General features: G+C 46.9%; 14 protein-coding genes and 1 other annotated feature. Of the genes, 11 read left to right on the top strand and 3 right to left on the bottom strand.

What is annotated here, in order from left to right; translation table 11 throughout:
* Positions 1-167: 167 nt before the first annotated feature.
* Both CRO25_RS20455 and leuS read left to right on the top strand, forming a co-directional pair.
* Positions 168-1,124 carry a phosphotransferase family protein gene (locus tag CRO25_RS20455; RefSeq protein WP_079696224.1) on the top strand — a complete coding sequence of 319 codons (957 nt, stop codon included), beginning with the start codon at positions 168-170 and terminating at the stop codon, positions 1,122-1,124.
* Positions 1,125-1,222: 98 nt separating this feature from the next.
* Positions 1,223-1,490 (top strand) — a binding site (T-box leader).
* A 72-nt stretch (positions 1,491-1,562) separates the two neighbouring features.
* Positions 1,563-4,007 (top strand): leucine--tRNA ligase, encoded by a 2,445-nt coding sequence (gene leuS, locus CRO25_RS20450; protein ID WP_079696223.1) that lies wholly within the window; start codon positions 1,563-1,565, stop codon positions 4,005-4,007.
* Here the strand turns inward: leuS and comER are convergent.
* Positions 3,988-4,833, bottom strand: coding sequence for a late competence protein ComER (gene comER / locus CRO25_RS20445; RefSeq protein ID WP_063567276.1), 846 nt, complete (start codon positions 4,831-4,833; stop codon positions 3,988-3,990). The genes leuS and comER overlap by 20 nt on opposite strands.
* 187 nt (positions 4,834-5,020) lie before the next feature.
* On the opposite strand from comER, the gene CRO25_RS20440 reads away from it, so the two are divergent.
* From CRO25_RS20440 to CRO25_RS20430, 3 genes are all read left to right on the top strand, one after another.
* Positions 5,021-5,608, top strand: coding sequence for a helix-hairpin-helix domain-containing protein (locus tag CRO25_RS20440; RefSeq protein ID WP_256863707.1), 588 nt, complete (start codon positions 5,021-5,023; stop codon positions 5,606-5,608).
* A gap of 95 nt (positions 5,609-5,703) precedes the next feature.
* Entirely contained in the window at positions 5,704-6,225 is a 522-nt protein-coding gene (locus CRO25_RS20435; RefSeq protein ID WP_079696222.1) for a cytidine/deoxycytidylate deaminase family protein, read from the top strand.
* 104 nt (positions 6,226-6,329) lie between these two features.
* Positions 6,330-9,191 (top strand): ComEC/Rec2 family competence protein, encoded by a 2,862-nt coding sequence (locus tag CRO25_RS20430; RefSeq protein WP_079696221.1) that lies wholly within the window; start codon positions 6,330-6,332, stop codon positions 9,189-9,191.
* A gap of 620 nt (positions 9,192-9,811) precedes the next feature.
* On the opposite strand, the gene CRO25_RS20420 is transcribed toward CRO25_RS20430, so the two are convergent.
* Entirely contained in the window at positions 9,812-10,114 is a 303-nt protein-coding gene (locus tag CRO25_RS20420; RefSeq protein ID WP_053781298.1) for a hypothetical protein, read from the bottom strand.
* A 350-nt stretch (positions 10,115-10,464) separates the two neighbouring features.
* Between CRO25_RS20420 and CRO25_RS20415 the strand changes: the two genes are divergently transcribed.
* From CRO25_RS20415 to holA, 3 genes are all read left to right on the top strand, one after another.
* Complete coding sequence (locus CRO25_RS20415) at positions 10,465-11,013, top strand: RNA polymerase sigma factor (protein ID WP_024628507.1); 549 nt, start codon at positions 10,465-10,467, stop codon at positions 11,011-11,013.
* Positions 11,010-12,269 carry an anti-sigma factor gene (locus CRO25_RS20410; protein WP_079696220.1) on the top strand — a complete coding sequence of 420 codons (1,260 nt, stop codon included), beginning with the start codon at positions 11,010-11,012 and terminating at the stop codon, positions 12,267-12,269. Before CRO25_RS20415 ends, CRO25_RS20410 begins: the two co-directional genes overlap by 4 nt.
* 257 nt (positions 12,270-12,526) lie before the next feature.
* Positions 12,527-13,543, top strand: coding sequence for a DNA polymerase III subunit delta (gene holA / locus CRO25_RS20405; RefSeq protein ID WP_079696219.1), 1,017 nt, complete (start codon positions 12,527-12,529; stop codon positions 13,541-13,543).
* A 165-nt stretch (positions 13,544-13,708) separates the two neighbouring features.
* Here the strand turns inward: holA and rpsT are convergent, their stop codons facing one another.
* Complete coding sequence (rpsT, locus tag CRO25_RS20400) at positions 13,709-13,981, bottom strand: 30S ribosomal protein S20 (protein WP_024628504.1); 273 nt, start codon at positions 13,979-13,981, stop codon at positions 13,709-13,711.
* Between the two features lie 175 nt (positions 13,982-14,156).
* Here rpsT and gpr point away from each other — a divergent pair, with 175 nt between their 5' ends.
* The 3 genes from gpr to CRO25_RS20385 all read left to right on the top strand — a co-directional run bounded on the left by gpr (position 14,157) and on the right by CRO25_RS20385 (position 17,028).
* Positions 14,157-15,158: a GPR endopeptidase gene (gene gpr / locus CRO25_RS20395; RefSeq protein WP_063567283.1), complete on the top strand. Its 1,002-nt coding sequence runs from the start codon at positions 14,157-14,159 to the stop codon at positions 15,156-15,158.
* Positions 15,159-15,318: 160 nt separating this feature from the next.
* Positions 15,319-16,614: a stage II sporulation protein P gene (locus CRO25_RS20390; RefSeq protein ID WP_064636355.1), complete on the top strand. Its 1,296-nt coding sequence runs from the start codon at positions 15,319-15,321 to the stop codon at positions 16,612-16,614.
* Between the two features lie 54 nt (positions 16,615-16,668).
* Positions 16,669-17,028: a hypothetical protein gene (locus CRO25_RS20385; protein ID WP_079696218.1), complete on the top strand. Its 360-nt coding sequence runs from the start codon at positions 16,669-16,671 to the stop codon at positions 17,026-17,028.
* Positions 17,029-17,098: the final 70 nt, after the last annotated feature.

Raw genomic sequence — 17,098 nt, 5'->3', positions numbered from 1 at the left:
AAGAACTGTCCTTATGATGTATAAGGGCAGTTCTTTGTTTATAAGAATGTTTTTTTATATGTAATAAAAGTTATTGCCAGTGGGGTTAAAGGAAGCCATAATAGTTGGATGGAAAACGTTTTCTAATTAGTAGAATCCTGAAAATTAAATTCTGGGTGGGATGCAGAATGGAAAGTACATACAAAACAAGGCTTACTTCCGAACAATTAGACAGAATTGTGCAGCAGCACTTTAACACAGGTGTCCAAGAATACAAAGAGATGATTGACGGGTGGGCAAACCACGCTTACTTTATTACCAAGAAAGACGGACAGAAGGTTGTACTCAAAATAGCTCCTTCTAATGGCATTAAGCTGATGCGCTGCGAACAGCATGTCATGGTTGCTGAGGTTGAAGCACTACGACTCGCGGCAGAACTTCAGGATGTACCCGTTCCTCGGGTATTGGCCTATGATCCATCGCTCACCCTGGTTCCGGCAGAGTATTTTATTATGGAGTACATGCCAGGAACGCCATATAACAAAGTCAAAGATCAGTACAGTGCAGAAGAGCAGGAATTCATAGAGCAGCAGCTGGGTGCGTACAATCGTCGGATCAATGAAATTAAAGGAGAGAAGTTTGGTTACTTTTCCTCAAAGAAATCGCATTATACGACGTGGAAAGAAGCTTTCCTGTGCCTAATGGATGATATGCTTGCAGATAGCAAGGCAGCGGGTTTGGAATTTTCGATTCGTTATGAGGAACTGGAGCGTTTGATTCAAGAAAAATCGGATGTGCTGGATGATGTCAAAGAGCCTGTGCTTGTACATTGGGATTTGTGGGATGGGAATGTATTTGTAGAAGCGGGGAAAATCACGGCTATTATCGATTTTGAACGTTCCCTTTGGGCAGATCCTCTCATGGAGCACTATTTCAGTCATTTTAATAATACACTGGGATTCCTCAAAGGATATGGAAGAGCAGTTACAACAGATAGTGAACGAAAAAGAAGAAGTTTATATGATCTGTACTTTGATCTGGCGCTGAGAATCGAGTGTCCGTATCGTCAATACGAGAACAAGGAACACATTCAGTGGTCGATTGATAATCTAGAAGAAGGAATCAAGCGATTCCAGTCGTCTTAATGTGTATACTGATGCATAGCATTGCTTATACTCAACAGACAGTGTAATATTGACTTTAATGCTGCTTTTTTATATAATGTTTCCGATCATATCGTATACATATTTCGATGATAAGGATCAGTAGTGAATCCTGTACATGACAGAGAGCCGGCGCTTGGTGCAAGTCGGTTGACAGTATTTCACGAACTCGCCTTGGAGAAATGCGGTGATTACACCATCTTGCAAATGACCGAAGTTACATTCGGGCTCAGGAATGGAAATCCGCATCGGTTAACCGCCGTTACAGGTCCAAAGGGAGTGGATGACGAAGCACGTTCGTCCGCTAACTAGGGTGGTACCACGGGAATTCAACCTCTCGTCCCTAGCGCTGCAAACGCTACGGGATGCTGAGGTTTTTTTGTTGCAATAAAAGCGAATAACCAAGAGGAGGAACAATAGATGAGTGAGAATCAACAGCCTAAACACGGCTATAAGCCACAAGACATGGAGAAAAGTTGGCAGCAATACTGGGATGACAATAAAACGTTTAAAACGGGTGAAGACCCGGCTAAACCGAAGTTTTATGCCCTGGATATGTTTCCGTATCCATCCGGCTCAGGTCTGCATGTAGGTCACCCGGAAGGATATACGGCAACGGATATCGTATCCCGTTACAAACGTATGCGCGGTTTCAATGTATTGCATCCAATGGGTTGGGACGCTTTCGGCCTGCCTGCTGAGCAGCATGCATTGGATACTGGTGAGCATCCACGGGATATTACATTCCGCAATATTGACAATTTCCGTCGCCAGATCAAATCACTGGGTTTCTCATATGACTGGGATCGGGAGATCAGCACAACAGACCCTGACTATTACAAATGGACGCAATGGATCTTCATCCAGTTGTACAATAAAGGCCTGGCTTATGTAGATGAAGTGCCTGTGAACTGGTGCGAAGCTTTGGGAACGGTACTGGCGAACGAAGAAGTTATCGACGGTAAGAGTGAGCGTGGTGGACATCCGGTCGTTCGTAAACCGATGCGCCAGTGGGTATTGAGAATTACAGAATATGCAGAGCGTTTGCTGGAAGACCTGGAAGAGCTGGACTGGTCGGAAAGTATTAAGGATATGCAGCGCAACTGGATCGGCAAATCGACCGGGGCGGAAGTTACTTTTGCCATTGAGGGTCATGAAGAAGTTATTAAAGTGTTTACGACACGTGCAGATACTTTGTTTGGTGCAAGTTATGCTGTATTGGCACCTGAGCATGAGCTGGTGGAAGTCATTACAACAGCTGAACAGCGTGAAGCAATCAAGGCATATCAGGAACAGGCTGCTCGCAAGAGTGATCTGGAACGTACTGATTTGGCTAAAGACAAAACGGGTGTGTTCACAGGAACTTATGCAATCAATCCGGTAAACGGAGCGAAGGTGCCAATCTGGATCGCCGATTATGTTCTGGCTGGATACGGCACAGGGGCGATCATGGCCGTTCCGGGACATGACGCTCGTGACTGGGAGTTTGCGAAACAGTTTGGTCTGGACATCATCGAGGTTGTACAGGGTGGCGACGTGACACAAGAAGCGTATTCCGGAGACGGACCGCATGTGAACTCCGATTTCCTGAACGGATTGAACAACGAAGAAGCGATTGCTAAGATGATTGCCTGGTTGGAAGAGAACGGTAAGGGACAAGGCAAGGTAACCTATCGTCTGCGCGATTGGCTGTTCAGCCGTCAGCGTTACTGGGGTGAACCAATCCCGATTCTGCATCTGGAAGACGGAACGATGAAGACGGTGCCGGAAGATCAACTGCCTCTGCTGTTGCCGGATATTGACCAGATCAAACCCTCGGGCACTGGAGAGTCACCACTGGCGAATGTTACGGAATGGGTTAACACCGTAGATCCGGAAACGGGAATGAAAGCACGTCGCGAGACGAACACAATGCCACAATGGGCCGGTAGCTGCTGGTATTACCTGCGCTTTATTGATCCACACAATGACAAGGAACTGATCTCTCAGGAGAAACAGCAGCAATGGCTGCCAGTTGATCTGTATATCGGGGGAGCAGAGCACGCGGTGCTTCACTTGCTGTACGCTCGTTTCTGGCATAAAGTGCTGTATGATCTGGGTGTGGTGCATACCAAAGAGCCGTTCCACAAACTGGTCAACCAAGGGATGATCCTGGGAACCAACAATGAGAAGATGAGTAAATCCCGTGGTAATGTTATTAACCCGGATGAGATCGTCAATGAATTCGGTGCAGATACATTGCGTCTGTATGAAATGTTCATGGGGCCTCTGGAGGCGACAAAACCTTGGAACGCTAACGGGGTTGAGGGCATGCACCGCTTCCTGTCACGTGTATGGCGTCTGTTCATCAATGAAGATACAGGTGCAATTAATGACAAGATCACAGCAGATGGTGGAACCGATGAGTTCAAGCGGACTGCACACAAGACAATCAAAAAGGTTACAGAGGATATGGAACATCTGCGTTTCAACACAGCGATCAGCCAGTTGATGATCTTCATCAACGATGCGTACAAAGCAGATACGCTGCCGCGTGAAGCAATGGAGAACTTTGTACAGCTGTTGTCACCGCTGGCACCGCATATGGCAGAGGAGCTGTGGAGCCGTCTCGGTCATGAAGGTGGAATCTCTTACGTAGCTTGGCCTGAGTATGATGAGTCCATGACGGTGGACGCCGAAGTGGAGATTGTTGTTCAAGTGAATGGCAAAATTGTTACCCGTGCTACGATCGCGAAGGATCTGGACGCACAGGGCATGCAGGACTTTACAATGGAACTGGCACCTGTGAAACAGGCACTGGAAGGCAAGACCATTCGCAAGGTCATTGCCGTTCCAGGCAAACTCGTTAATATTGTTGCCGGTTAATCTCACCGGCTTTGAATAGTTCATCCAGCTTCAACAAATCTTCATCATATTTGTCATGAGTCGTCTGGATCAGGCTGTCAAAAACCCCATTCAGACTGACCTTTAGCAGGGCAAGTGCCTGTGCGGTGATGCCGCCAGGTACAGCCACGCGAGCCTGAAGTTCTTGCGGGGTGTATCCTCCTTCGGTGAGCAGCTTGCCTGTTCCCAGGAGCATCTCGCCGGCAAGAGCGCAGGCGTCGGCTCGTTTGATGCCTGTAAGCTTGACGGCACTCTCAATCCATTGCTCCAGAAAGAACGATATGAATGCAGGTCCGCAGCTGGAGAAGTCGGATGTGATCCGGGTACAGGCTTCATCCACTTGATAGGGTCTGCCGATATGACTGAGCAGCCCTTCCAGCACCGCGCGGTCTTCGGTAGTCATTCGCTCACCGTGTATACACAGGGACGCTCCGCTGCCGACCTGGTGCGTAACGCTGGGGATAACTTTGGAGACTTTGCAAGGAAGTGAAGATTCCAGATGGCGCAGCTGCACGGGACTGGTGATCGAGACGATTATATGATTGGGATTCACGACAGGCAGGATGTCGTCAATGACATGTTTGAATTCAAGTGGCTTCACGCACAAAAAGATGATATTGCTGCGGATGACGGTTTCCCGGTTGCTCTGTGATTCATGCAGACCGGGGTAACGGAGGGATAGCTGCCGTACTTTGGAAGGGGTTCTATTGCTGGCGGCGATCTGCCGTGGCTCAAGTGCACCGGATTGAATCAAGGCATAGATCAGCAGGCTGCCCATGCTGCCGGTTCCGATAAATCCAACCTTCATTGTTCAGGCCTCCTTTCATGCTTTACGGTAATGGCGCAGTTCTTTCCCTCTAGTGTATGCGTCAGGACCTGCTTCACATGACATGAAAATAGTACAGCTTGGTTTACCAGGCAAATCCAACGGTTCGGAAGCACCGCCCGTGTTCAGAATAGATTTATTTTGAATCCAGGGAGAGGTGTGGAAGAAAATGAGATGGAACAAGGGGATGACCATTGCTGCGGCGGTGGTCGGATGTATTCTGATATTATGGTCGGGCAAAAGTGAACAGCCGCCTTCGGGCTGGGAACCTATGCAGCTCGCCACCGAGAAGCCGACGATAGAGCAGGAAACCCCTGCTGTACAGTCGGCTACTTTGGTTCAGGAACAAACGAAGGCTTCCGATGCAGAACAGAGATCGTCAACAACAGAGGCCCCAGTAGAGACTAATCAGGTTGATGCCGCAGTAGGGAAAGTGGCTGATCAGACAGTTGAAGTTAAGCAAACGGATACTTCTACAAGTGGGACACAAACGAAATCCGAGGCAGCGGTTGTTTTACCAGACAATAACCAACCATTGGTGAGCAATGAAGCTGTCGACAATGGCAAAATTGATGTCAATACAGCTCCGGCAGCGAAGCTGATGGACCTTCCTGGAATTGGGGAGAAAAAGGCGCAAGCCATTATTGATTATCGTAATTCACATGGTCCGTTTACCAAAGTCAGCGATCTGACCAAGGTGAAAGGAATCGGAATGAAGATGCTGGAGAAAATGGCTCCTTATGTTCAGATTAGGTAATCACGCAATATTAAATATTAGGATATAAGTTGAATTGGAAATGACATAAGAACGAAGGATGGGTTCAACTTGTATCCAATGGGAGGGAAACGGTTATGAGCACGGCAGACGTACGCAAAGACTGGGATACGTATTTCATGGACATCGCATATATGGTCTCTACCCGTTCCCGCTGTTCACGCCGTCATGTTGGGGCTGTACTTGTGCAGGGGAAGAAACTGCTTGGAACAGCCTATAATGGTGCGCCCATGGGGGTTCCGGACTGCTCTGAAGCAGGATGCATGATCTCGGAAGAATATGAGCTGGTGGTAACCGACGGTCAGGAGGAAATGGTTAAAAAGCAACGCTGTATTCGTACCATTCATGCGGAGCAGAATTTGCTTTTGTTCACCGATCGAATTGACCGTGAAGGCTCTTCTGTATATGTCACGGATGAACCTTGCTGGACTTGCTCCAATATGCTCGCGAATAGCGGTATTACAGAAATCGTGTTTCATCGCCCGTATCCCAAGGACACAGGCAAGGTGACAGATATGATGAAGCAAAAAGGTATTACGTTTCGTAAGCTGGAAAATTACCAGCCTCCACGTGAGACGATGATGACGGTAAGTGATTAGAACCAATATAATATTCGAATTTGCGGGGAAGAACCTCCGGTTGCTGTATCAGCTGCCGGGGGTTTTTCTGCGTTCATACGGGTGACACAAAGGAGGGGAAGAAAATGAAAGGCAGACCTTTACTGGTATTTACCGTCTGCTGGTTATGCGGTAGTGGGATGGCATGTGCATTATCGGGTTGGTCCTTGATCGTGGGAATGATCGGGGCATTCGTTTGTCTGCCACTTTTACTACGATGGATTGATATACGCGGTTGGTCCATCTTGTTACTGATTGGAGCACTCGTTGGCGGTGCTGTGCACTGGGAATGGAATGATGCGCGGAATCGGAGCAGTCTGCCCGATATCACACATACGACAGCCGAGGATTTGGACGGTTATGCAGCTACATTCGAAGGAACCCTTATGTCGGATGTACGCATAGATGGGGATCGGGCCGATTTTGAAATGCAGGTCACGTCGATGCTTCCACTATCCGATGCATCCTCGGCGCCAGCGTCGGAAGCGCGAACTGCGCCTAACGTGAGAGAACGTCTAATGGTCCAAGTTCGCCTGGTTGAGGAAGAAGAACAGCAAGTAGCAGCAGGGTGGAAGCGAGGAGATACGATCACGTTAACGGGTGCGCTTGCGCTTCCCAGCGAAGCTAGAAATTTTGGTGGGTTTGACTATCGAAATTACTTAAGGACTCTTCATATCCATTGGTTGTTTAAAGTGAAGGGTGCCAGCTCGGTAACCACCTTTCCGCCGGAAGGGCTGGGGAAACTCAATATCCTCCGGTGGAATGACATCGTAAGGCATAAGCTTGGCGCAGCGGTAGAACAGATATTTCCCCAACCTCATGCGGGCTATATGAAAGGCCTCATTATCGGGATGGCTAATGATATCGATCCGGATACATATGGACAATTTTCACAGCTTGGTTTAACTCATATATTGGCGATCTCCGGAACACATGTCGCGGTGTATGTGGCATCGCTGCTTCTCCTTTTATCATGGCTTAGGTTAACCCGAGAAACCTCGCTCACCATTGTGTTGCTGCTAATACCTGCATATGTACTGTTGTCTGGCGGTTCGCCATCAGTCATTCGTGCGGGTATCATGTCGATGATTGGTTTGTATATGGCGCGGCGCGGGCTTGCGAGGGATGGATTGCAGATGATCAGTGCAGCAGCGTTGTTGATGATGTGGTGGAACCCGTATTTTTTACTGAGCGTGAGCTTTCAGCTATCTTTTCTTGTAACGGCTGGACTGATGATTTACATGCCACTGATTAATCGGATATTTAGCAGTTGGCCCAAGGGCCTTGCAGCAACAGCTTCTGTGACGGTAACAGCACAGCTCATTTCTTTTCCGGTCACGATTCTGTATTTCAACCAGTTTTCACTGCTTTCATTTGTCGCAAACTTCCTGCTTGTATCTTTGATCAGTGCCATTGTACTTCCTCTTGGAACGGTTGCCCTGATTTTATCGTTCATTTGGATACCTCTGGCTAAACCATTGGCGTGGATTGCTATTATGTTGAACAAATTGACCTTTGTAAGTGTGGAGTGGATGAATAGTTTGCCTGGATTTATGCTGATCTGGGCTACCCCATCGCTACTGTGGATAACAGCATATTATGCCGTTCTCTATGCGCTTCTGCGGGTCCTTCATCGTGGTCGAGGTGACCAGCCTGTAGTTCAGGGCACAGAAGAGGATACGGCTCCGCTGGATCGCCGATTTGTCGGGGGAACGCATAAAGCGGCTCTGGGGCTGTCTGGGTTGTCTAATGTATCATCACAAGGATTAAACAAAGGTGGACGTGAGACTAGCCCGGGTTCGATGACAACATTAAGTGCAAGTATTGCCTGGCCGGAATATACCAGTGCATTTGCTGCGCGTGGGGCGGGTTTTTACTCTGGTGAACGGATGAACGTCTTCCACAAATGGATGTGTGCGCTGCTGGCTCTCAGCTTTGTGGTGGGATTATGGTGGGCATACCAGACACCGCAGCCTGCGGGGACAGGAGTGGTGCAGTTTTTGGATATCGGACAAGGGGACAGTACACTTATTACAACACCTGAAGGTAAACATATTTTGGTCGATGGTGGAGGTACGGTCCAGTTCGGGAAGTCTGAACAATCCTGGAAGGCACGGCGTGATCCATACGAAGTAGGGGCCAAGGTGGTCGTTCCTTTATTGAAAAAGCGGGGCATTCATCGGCTGGACGCCGTAATCGTAACCCATGCCGATCAGGATCATGCTGGTGGATTACAGGCCGTGCTCGAACAGATTCCAGTGGAACGATTCATGTTCAATGGGACAACCAGCGGTACAGCCAATTTCGAGAAATTGCTGGATACCGTTATAGACAAGCAGATTCCGTTATATGCCATTCGCCAAGGGATGTCCTACGCTCCGGATGGGGAGACCAGACTACATTTTATATATCCGGATCTGGAGAAAGCGATGGATACAGAAGAAAGATTGCCCTTCTCGGAACATCAGAATCATGATTCGGTTGTCTTTATGCTGGAAATGGCAGGCGCCTCATTATTGTTCACAGGAGACATGGATGCTGCAGCCGAGCAGGATCTGCTCTATATGATTCAAGATGGATCGCTCTCAGCCTCGTTTGGACAGTACGATGCGGATGCTACGTTAGTAGATGTTACTATTCAGGAGATGTTTACACGTCATTTGGGGGAGAATCATGAGGTTCCTGTCACCATAGACGTATTAAAAGTTGCACACCACGGTAGCAAAACATCGTCAACGGAAGCTTGGTTACAGTACTGGAATGCATCTGCATCCGTGATATCTGCTGGGGCCAACAATACATATGGACATCCCAATCCTGGGGTGCTTGAACGTCTTGTAGATTCGGGTACAGAGATCTATCGAACAGATCAAATGGGGGAGATTCAGATGAAGATCAAAGATGGGAAGATTGATGTGCGCTACAAGTTGACGATGGATGATTCATGAATTTCTGTGGGAGTTGGCTAAAATGGATTACTCTCTTGCTTTTGAAATACCAACTATTAAGCTAATTATAGTCGCACTGAATAAGTTAATCGTGTGATCGATTTGATCCCAAGTTTTATGGCGTATCATCATATTATATACAATAAATAATAGACTACAGAGTAGAAAAAATCCCAGGAAGTACTTTAAAAAGATTTTCAAATTCATTTAATCTGCCTCATATCTGCTTAGAAATTTTGTTGCGCCGTTGTGAGTTCTAGTCCGTCTGTGCGACTTGAATTACTATTAAATAGTGTCCAGTTTTCCGTTAGTTGTCTGATTTCGCTCCTCTACGTGCCTATATTTTCTATTTTAAGTTATAAAATGGGATTGATTATGCTGTTTATGTGAAATTAATGTAAAATTTCGTGAAAGATACGTAATACTTCTGTGTTCATCATGTTCGCTCAATAAAGATAAAATCTATACAGTCCCAATCTACAACTGGTTGTCATTTATTAATTTTCTGTATGAAGTACATCATTTGCTCGAAGAATGAAAACAAAAGCCCGCTTTCCGGTATACTCCTCGGGGAGAATGCAGGAAAGCGGGCTAATTTTGAAATGACTTATAACAACGAATTATTCAACGCCATCTTTGAAGTGTTTACTCCAATGTTTGTCGCCTTTGTGCAACAGATCTTCTACGGTTTTCTCAAGCGTCAGCAAGAGCTGTGCTCGTACATCAAGCACGGTTTCTCTGTACAAGCGTTCTTCCGATCCGACGATTTTATCGCCGTATAATGCCTGTGCAGCGGTGTATTTCCGATGTTCCTCAACCAGGGTATCAATAGACTGCAAAGCATGTTCCACAAAATGGGATATGCTTTGATATTCTTTGGGCATTTGTTCTTTTAACGCTTGAATTTTTGCAAGAGCTGGCATGCTCATCACCTCGTGTTATGAATGTAAATTTACAATACACTGTTTTCATGAAAATTACATTAAAACGAGCTTAAATTTGTACAAAATTTGAACTTTTTTATTTTCAATGCTATAAGTGTTGTTGAGCTATAATGTATGCCATTGTAATAAAATTGAGTCGTGTAAGTACTGGAATGACTTTTGAGCTGGCTTGATGACTCGTTATGCAATTTCTGTTATTCTAAGAGAAGATTTCAGCGGCCCCAATACATAAGCCGTTATTTTGTTATGGCAATAAAAAAAATACTTAACTTTGCAACAATTTTATTGATGGTCACGTCTGTAAGGTTGCAGGGAGAGGGGGATCCTTTGTGGTAGAGCCGGAACTCATCAGAGCCGCTCAATCGGGCGATCGCGACGCTCTAATTACCCTATTGCGGGACATTGAACAGCATGTTTATCGGACCGCATATTACATTCTAAATAATGAACAAGACGCTTTGGATGCTGCTCAGGAAGCGTTGATCCGAATTTACACCAAGATTAATTCATATGAGGAAAAGGCCCAGTTTAAGACATGGGTTCAGCGCATCGTCACGAATATCTGTATTGACAAATTCAGAAGAACCAAGCCCTCCGTCTCCATTGACGAGCATGATATGGTTTTTCAGGACAATCAGGATGTGGAATTCGAAGTGATGTCCACATATGTGGCAAAGGATATTCAGGATGCCATTAACAAGCTGCCTGAGCATCATCGTACCGTTATTGTTCTAAGATATTTGCAGGACTTATCCTATAACGAAATTGCGGATTGCCTCGATCTTCCGTTGAATACGGTTAAATCTTATTTATTTAGAGCCAGACAGCAATTACAGAATCTACTACAGGAGTATCAGAAAGGTGGTGTGACAGGATGAAATGCGAAGAGGTGGTGGAATGGATGCACCGGTATCTGGATCATGATCTGGGCGAGGCGGAAACTGCGCAGATGCTACAGCATGTGGCCCAATGCGCGGAGTGCGCCGAAAATTTTAGTTTGCTCAGAGCTCTCTCCAGAGAACTGGAAGATTTGCCGCAGGTAACCCCGAGATTCAGTCTGGTTGATGCCATTATGCCGCAACTGGATGCAATCGACGAAGCGAAAAGGGAACAAAGCAGTACAATACAGGAAATGAGTCCTGTCCCTGCTGCATTTGAGAATTTACAGCGTTCAAGTGAGCGGAAACCGAAGCAAAAATGGTTGAATTCTATGGCGGGCCGGATGTCCATGGGCGCAGCAGCAGCCGCTGTTGTACTGGGCGTTGCCATTTTCGGATATCAGCCAGAGAAGATTGAAAATGCAGAAATGATAATGAGCACGGGCAGTACCCAAGAAGGCGGGAATGAGGATCAAAATCCACTGAGCAGAGAGATCAACAATGAAGATTCCTCCTCCTCACTACAGAGCGATAACAGTGTGTGGATCGATAGTTCGGAAAGTCAGCCATCCGCTGAAGATAAACAAGCTCAAGAGGTTGGTCCTGAAGAAAATGGTTCAGAAAAGGTGCAGGAACCAGAATTGAAGGAAGACCAACCTTCTAAACAGCCGGATACTGGATCAGAATTGAAAAAGAGTGATGCAACGAAAAACGCCCCTTCCAGTTCCAATCCTGCCGATAGTACCAAGAGTGCAGATCAGCAAAAAAGTCAGGGTTCAGGAGCTGCTACCGGACCTTCGGCAGGTTCTACTGAGAGCGGAGCAACGGAGCCTGAAAATGGGGATGCACAATCATTCACTACTTCTCAGGATATGCCTGATGTTAAGGTAGAAGAGCCAACAGAGGGCGTGACGAGTCCTGATTCCGAGACAGGCATGGATGCAGCGGGAGGAAATAAGGGATTGGCTGCCACGGATTCAGGTGCACTTGCTACGACGACTCCAAAAGAATGGAAGTCACCCGATGGCTCCTATCTGGTCATGCTGCTCGGCGATCAGATCAGCATTTACTCTAAACCTGCCGCTGACCCGGATGTGCTTAATCTGGTCGAGCAACGTAGTGTGGAGGGTACACTAAAATCTGCGAGCTGGTCCAAGGATAGCACCGTATTCAATTACGAGACAGATCAAGATGGCACAACAGTGAAGAAATCGTTTAATGTGTCCAATGGTTCAAGCGGGACCTCTGGCAAATAGGCTGTAAATTATACGTTTGGCCTCAAGACTTGCCGAACATTTCAGTTATATCAAGAATATATTGAAAGTAACAACAACGTCCTATCTCAGTTGGCATAACTGACGTCGTATGACCGCGCACCAGCTTTTTCTAGAATTGTTGGTGTCAGCGTTTATATAGATGTAGGACAGGGGGCCTTCATCCGTTAACCGGATGTAAGGCCCCTTTGTTGTCTGTCACTTTTTCTGGTAGGATAAGAGGATAAGGGGGCACCGTGATGGATGTAAAGAGTGCGACAAAGGCAATACGTAATGGAGAAACGGCTCCGGTATATGTGCTGTACGGAACGGAGAAGTACCAGATACAGCAATTTACGGATATGTTAAAACAACAGGTAATTGAAGAAGAACACCGAGAATTTGCGATCATTCCATATGATCTCTCTGAGACACCTGTGGAGGTGGTCATTGAAGAAGCGGAGACGGTTCCTTTTCTTGTTCCACGTAAACTCATTATCGTTCGCGATGCTAATTTGTTTACAGCAGGCAAGGATTCCAAAATTGATCACCAGATTGATCGGCTGCTTACATATATGGACAATCCGGCAGATTATAGTACTATTGTGTTTCTGGCCCAAGGGGGTAAGCTGGATGAGCGTAAAAAACTAGTCAAGGCAGCCAAGAAGAAAGCCGTTGTCCTTGCGTTCGCTCCGCTAAGTGGTGAAGAGCTGCTGGTTTGGATTGTAAAGCTGGCGAAGCAACGGGATGTATCTTTTGAGACTGGAGCGGCTGACACGCTTGTGAGTTATGCAGGAACAGGCTTGCAGACGTTATCTGCGGAAGTGGACAAGTTGTGTTTGTTCGCTGGTAACGGAGGCACGATTAAACGCGCGGATATCGAATCACTGGTGGCGCGAAGCACCGAGCAGAATGTGTTCGCTTTGGTGGAGGAGCTTGCTAACTTGCGGCTGGAGAAAGCGTTGGGTCTTTTTTATGAATTGCTGAAGCAGCGTGAAGAACCAATCAAAATTGCAGCGTTGATTGCCCGTCAATTTCGAATTATGATTCAGGTAAAAGAGTTAGGGCAGCAGAGTTACTCCCAACAGCAGATTGCCAGCCAGCTTGGTCTGCATCCGTATGCTGTCAAAATTGCTGGTGAACAGGCTCGCAAGTTTCAGGCAGAACGTTTGAGGCTAATTCTGAGTCATCTCAGTGAACTGGATTATCAGATGAAGACCGGGGCAGTGGATAAAGTGCTCGGACTGGAGCTTTTCTTGTTAAGGCTCGGTGCTTAAAATTAGATATAACTGTAACACAAAGCGGCCTCTATTCCGTTGATGGTGAGATCATCGGAATAGAGGCCGCCCGTTTGAATGAGTGCTTATAGAATCAGATACTAAAAAATCCTGAAAGCTCGTGCTGTTCAGGATTTTTCCATTAGATCGTATAAGTAACGCTTCTTACGCTTGTGCGGAAAGAGCGTTCAGTTTTTTCGCCAAGCGAGACTTTTTGCGGGCTGCAGCATTTTTATGAACCAGACCTTTAGTTACAGCCTTGTCCAGCTTTTTGGAAGCAGCTTGAATCGCAGCTTTTGCAGTATCAACTTCGTTACTTACCAGAGCAGCATCAGCAGCTTTAACAGCTGTACGGAGTGCAGATTTCTGGGAAGCGTTGAGTGCGCGGCGCTTGTCGCTCGTTTTTACGCGTTTAACAGCGGATTTGATGTTTGGCATTACATTCACCTCCTGTAAGGCATTTGCATGAATACAAACGTTTCACAACTTAAAATATTCTAGCACGCTGGCATGCAAATTGCAACAGATTTTCCTATGATGTTCGATGGTGCTGCATAAAGCACACCATTTTCCCACACAATATGCTCAAATGCGGTAAGGGAGGCAGGGACAGATGACACTGGATTTGCAAAATTATGCAGTTCGTACCGACTTGGCAATTGACTCCAAGGAGATGGCTCAGGGGGGGCAGAAACAGACGATTCCCGGGCTGCGGGAGGATGTGGATGAGAAAGACGGTATCAAAATCACACGTATTGATGTGCTTGATGATGCAGCCGCTACAGCAATTGGGCGTGTAAAGGGGCACTATGTCACTTTGGAGGTTCCATCGCTTCGTAACGGGGATACCGATCTTCAGGAGCGGGTGGCGGCAGAATTCACGCGAGAGATGGAAGATTTTTTGGCCAAAGCGGGAATTAACAAGACGTCCAAGGTGCTGATTGTGGGTTTGGGCAACCTAAACGTCACGCCTGATTCACTTGGTCCGCTGGTAGTGGAGAATCTGATGGTTACCCGTCAGTATTTTGAGCTGGTTCCGGATCAGGTTGCACCCGGTTATCGGGAAGTCAGTGCTATCGCGCCAGGTGTGCTGGGGACAACGGGTATAGAATCCAGTGACATCGTGCAAGCGATCGTGGATCGAACGAAACCGGATGCAATCATTGCGATTGATGCGCTAGCTTCACGCTCCCTCGAACGTGTTAATACAACGATTCAAGTGGCAGACATCGGCATTCATCCTGGCTCAGGAATTGGGAACAAGCGACGTGGACTGACACGTGAAATATTGGGTGTTCCCTGCATTGCCATCGGTGTACCTACCGTATGTTATGCGTCAACCATCGTGAATAACGTCATCGAAATGATGCGTACTCATTTTCGGCAAGAGACCGACCAAACGAAACAGATTATGGGCATGCTGGACGATATCGGCGAAAATGACCGTCTCAGTTTGGTAAAAGAGGTACTGGAGCCACTAGGTCATGATCTGATCGTTACGCCCAAAGAAATCGACGAATTTGTCGAAGATATTGCCAATATTATTGCAACCGGTCTAAATGCAGCGCTCCATGATGCGGTAAATGCTGAGAATGTAGCTGCCTACACCCATTAATTAACATTTGAAATTTAAATGCTTGAGACTCCTGTGAAGAAGGTCCGAATCTATCGGACTTTCTTTTTTTGTGCAATCTTCTTTTTCCTGTTCTATCAAATCTGGCAGGCTCATAGAGTTGAAGTATAAGCGTTGTCCAGCAGGGAAGGAGACAGAAGCAATGAACAAAATATTGGCCTGGAATATTGGTAAATGGAAAAAGAGATGTTTGCACGTGCTGGCCATGGGCCGTACGTTGTTGTTGCTTATGATCATATCTGCTTTGTTTTTTGTTGTACTCGGTCTAGGGGGCATGGCAGAGAAGCGTTTGAATAGCTCACCCGTTTCTTCTATGAAAGGGTTTGCGGGAGCCGTATCAAGCAGCTTTTTTGTGGACATGCTCGGCATGGAAATGCCGCATCTAACTCAGAAGGAACAAGCCTCTGCATTTTCTGGTGAAAATCTGACTTCATTTGTGTTCCAACTGCTGACGAATGTGAATCCGCAAGACCCCAAAAGCCTGATCGCTAGAGAAATGCCTGGCATGGGTTCCAATCAACCCGTACTGCTGCGACCGGGCTCGGGAAATGAAAAAGCTGAAGCTCCAGAAGATTATCAGCCGGGTCCTGGACTCATTGATACGGCATCGGCAGGCGGAGGGAAATCAGGTGGCGAGCAGCATATCCCACCAGGTCAGGATAACCCCGATCCATCTGATCCACAGAATCCGGGTGATGGTGAAGTAAAGGGTGATCCCCCACCGAAGAGTGGCGGTAAAGATGAACCGAGCAAACCAACGACAGGAAAAAAAGCGATTCTTGTCTACCATTCCCATCCACGTGAAGGATACAATCCTCTCTTGGGCACAAAGAGTGACAATCCTTCTTCTGGTAAATCGACGGGCAATGTTTTTCAAGTGGGAACCTACTTATCCGACAGTTTGGAGAAGCTGGGGATTGGGGTGGAGCATGCACAGGAAGATTATCCGACCAAGGTGAAGGATTATAACTGGAATTATTCCTATAAATACTCTCGTCAGACGGTGAAAACTGCACTCGCTCAAAATGACGATCTTACGTATCTCATCGATATCCACCGTGACTCACAACGTCATAACAAAACAACAACGACCATTAATAATCTGGGTTATGCCAAAGTATATTTTATTATAGGACATGAAAATCCAAACTGGCAGCAGAATGAGGCCTTTGCGGCCAAAATTCATAAGAAGCTGGAAGCGAAATATCCAGGGGTATCTCGGGGCGTATGGGGCAAGGACGGCGGCGGGGCCAACAATGGTGAATACAACCAGACGCTTTCTCCCAACAGCATATTGATTGAGATTGGCGGCATCGACAATACAGCTGCTGAACTGGAGCGGACATCCAAAGTACTCGCCGACATGATTGCAGAGGTGTACTGGAATGATCAGAAGGTGGACAAAGCTAGTGCGGAAAAGACATCACAAGGTGGCTAGTATTCCTGATATGGAAGAATAGAAGAATTGAAGATATAACAGGAGGCGAGGAATGTGTCCAGATTCGGCAAAAGATTGTTTTCCATCTGTTTATTAATGTTGCTGGGTGTGCTGTTTGGAATGCAGCTGGCAGGCAACAACTTTAATAGGGGCGATGATTCGACTGGCAACCCTGCAGTGGTGAAAACTGAGCCGGCGGCACCGGCTGCCGAGTCTGTTCCGATCGCGGCGGTACAACAGGAGGTCAAAGAACCCCCAGCCGTACCTGTTCTGTCACCGAGTCAAGTGCTTGGCGCAGAGCAGAGCAAAGCACCGGTCGACGTGCTGGCTGACAAAACGGCAGGTCTTCTTCAAAATCTGTCCCATAACGGAATGAAGTGGGTAGTATCCTTATTTAGCGGAGTCGCTGAATAAAAGGTTATGAAATATAGGCAAAATATACCCTTGGGAGTTCGCAATTGTGACGATAATTATAAAGTTGGGG

Origin of the sequence: Paenibacillus sp. RU5M (genome assembly GCF_900221055.1) — a bacterium.
Classification (GTDB): Bacteria; Bacillota; Bacilli; order Paenibacillales; family Paenibacillaceae; genus Paenibacillus; species Paenibacillus marchantiae.
This window is presented reverse-complemented; position numbering and strand designations above follow the sequence as displayed.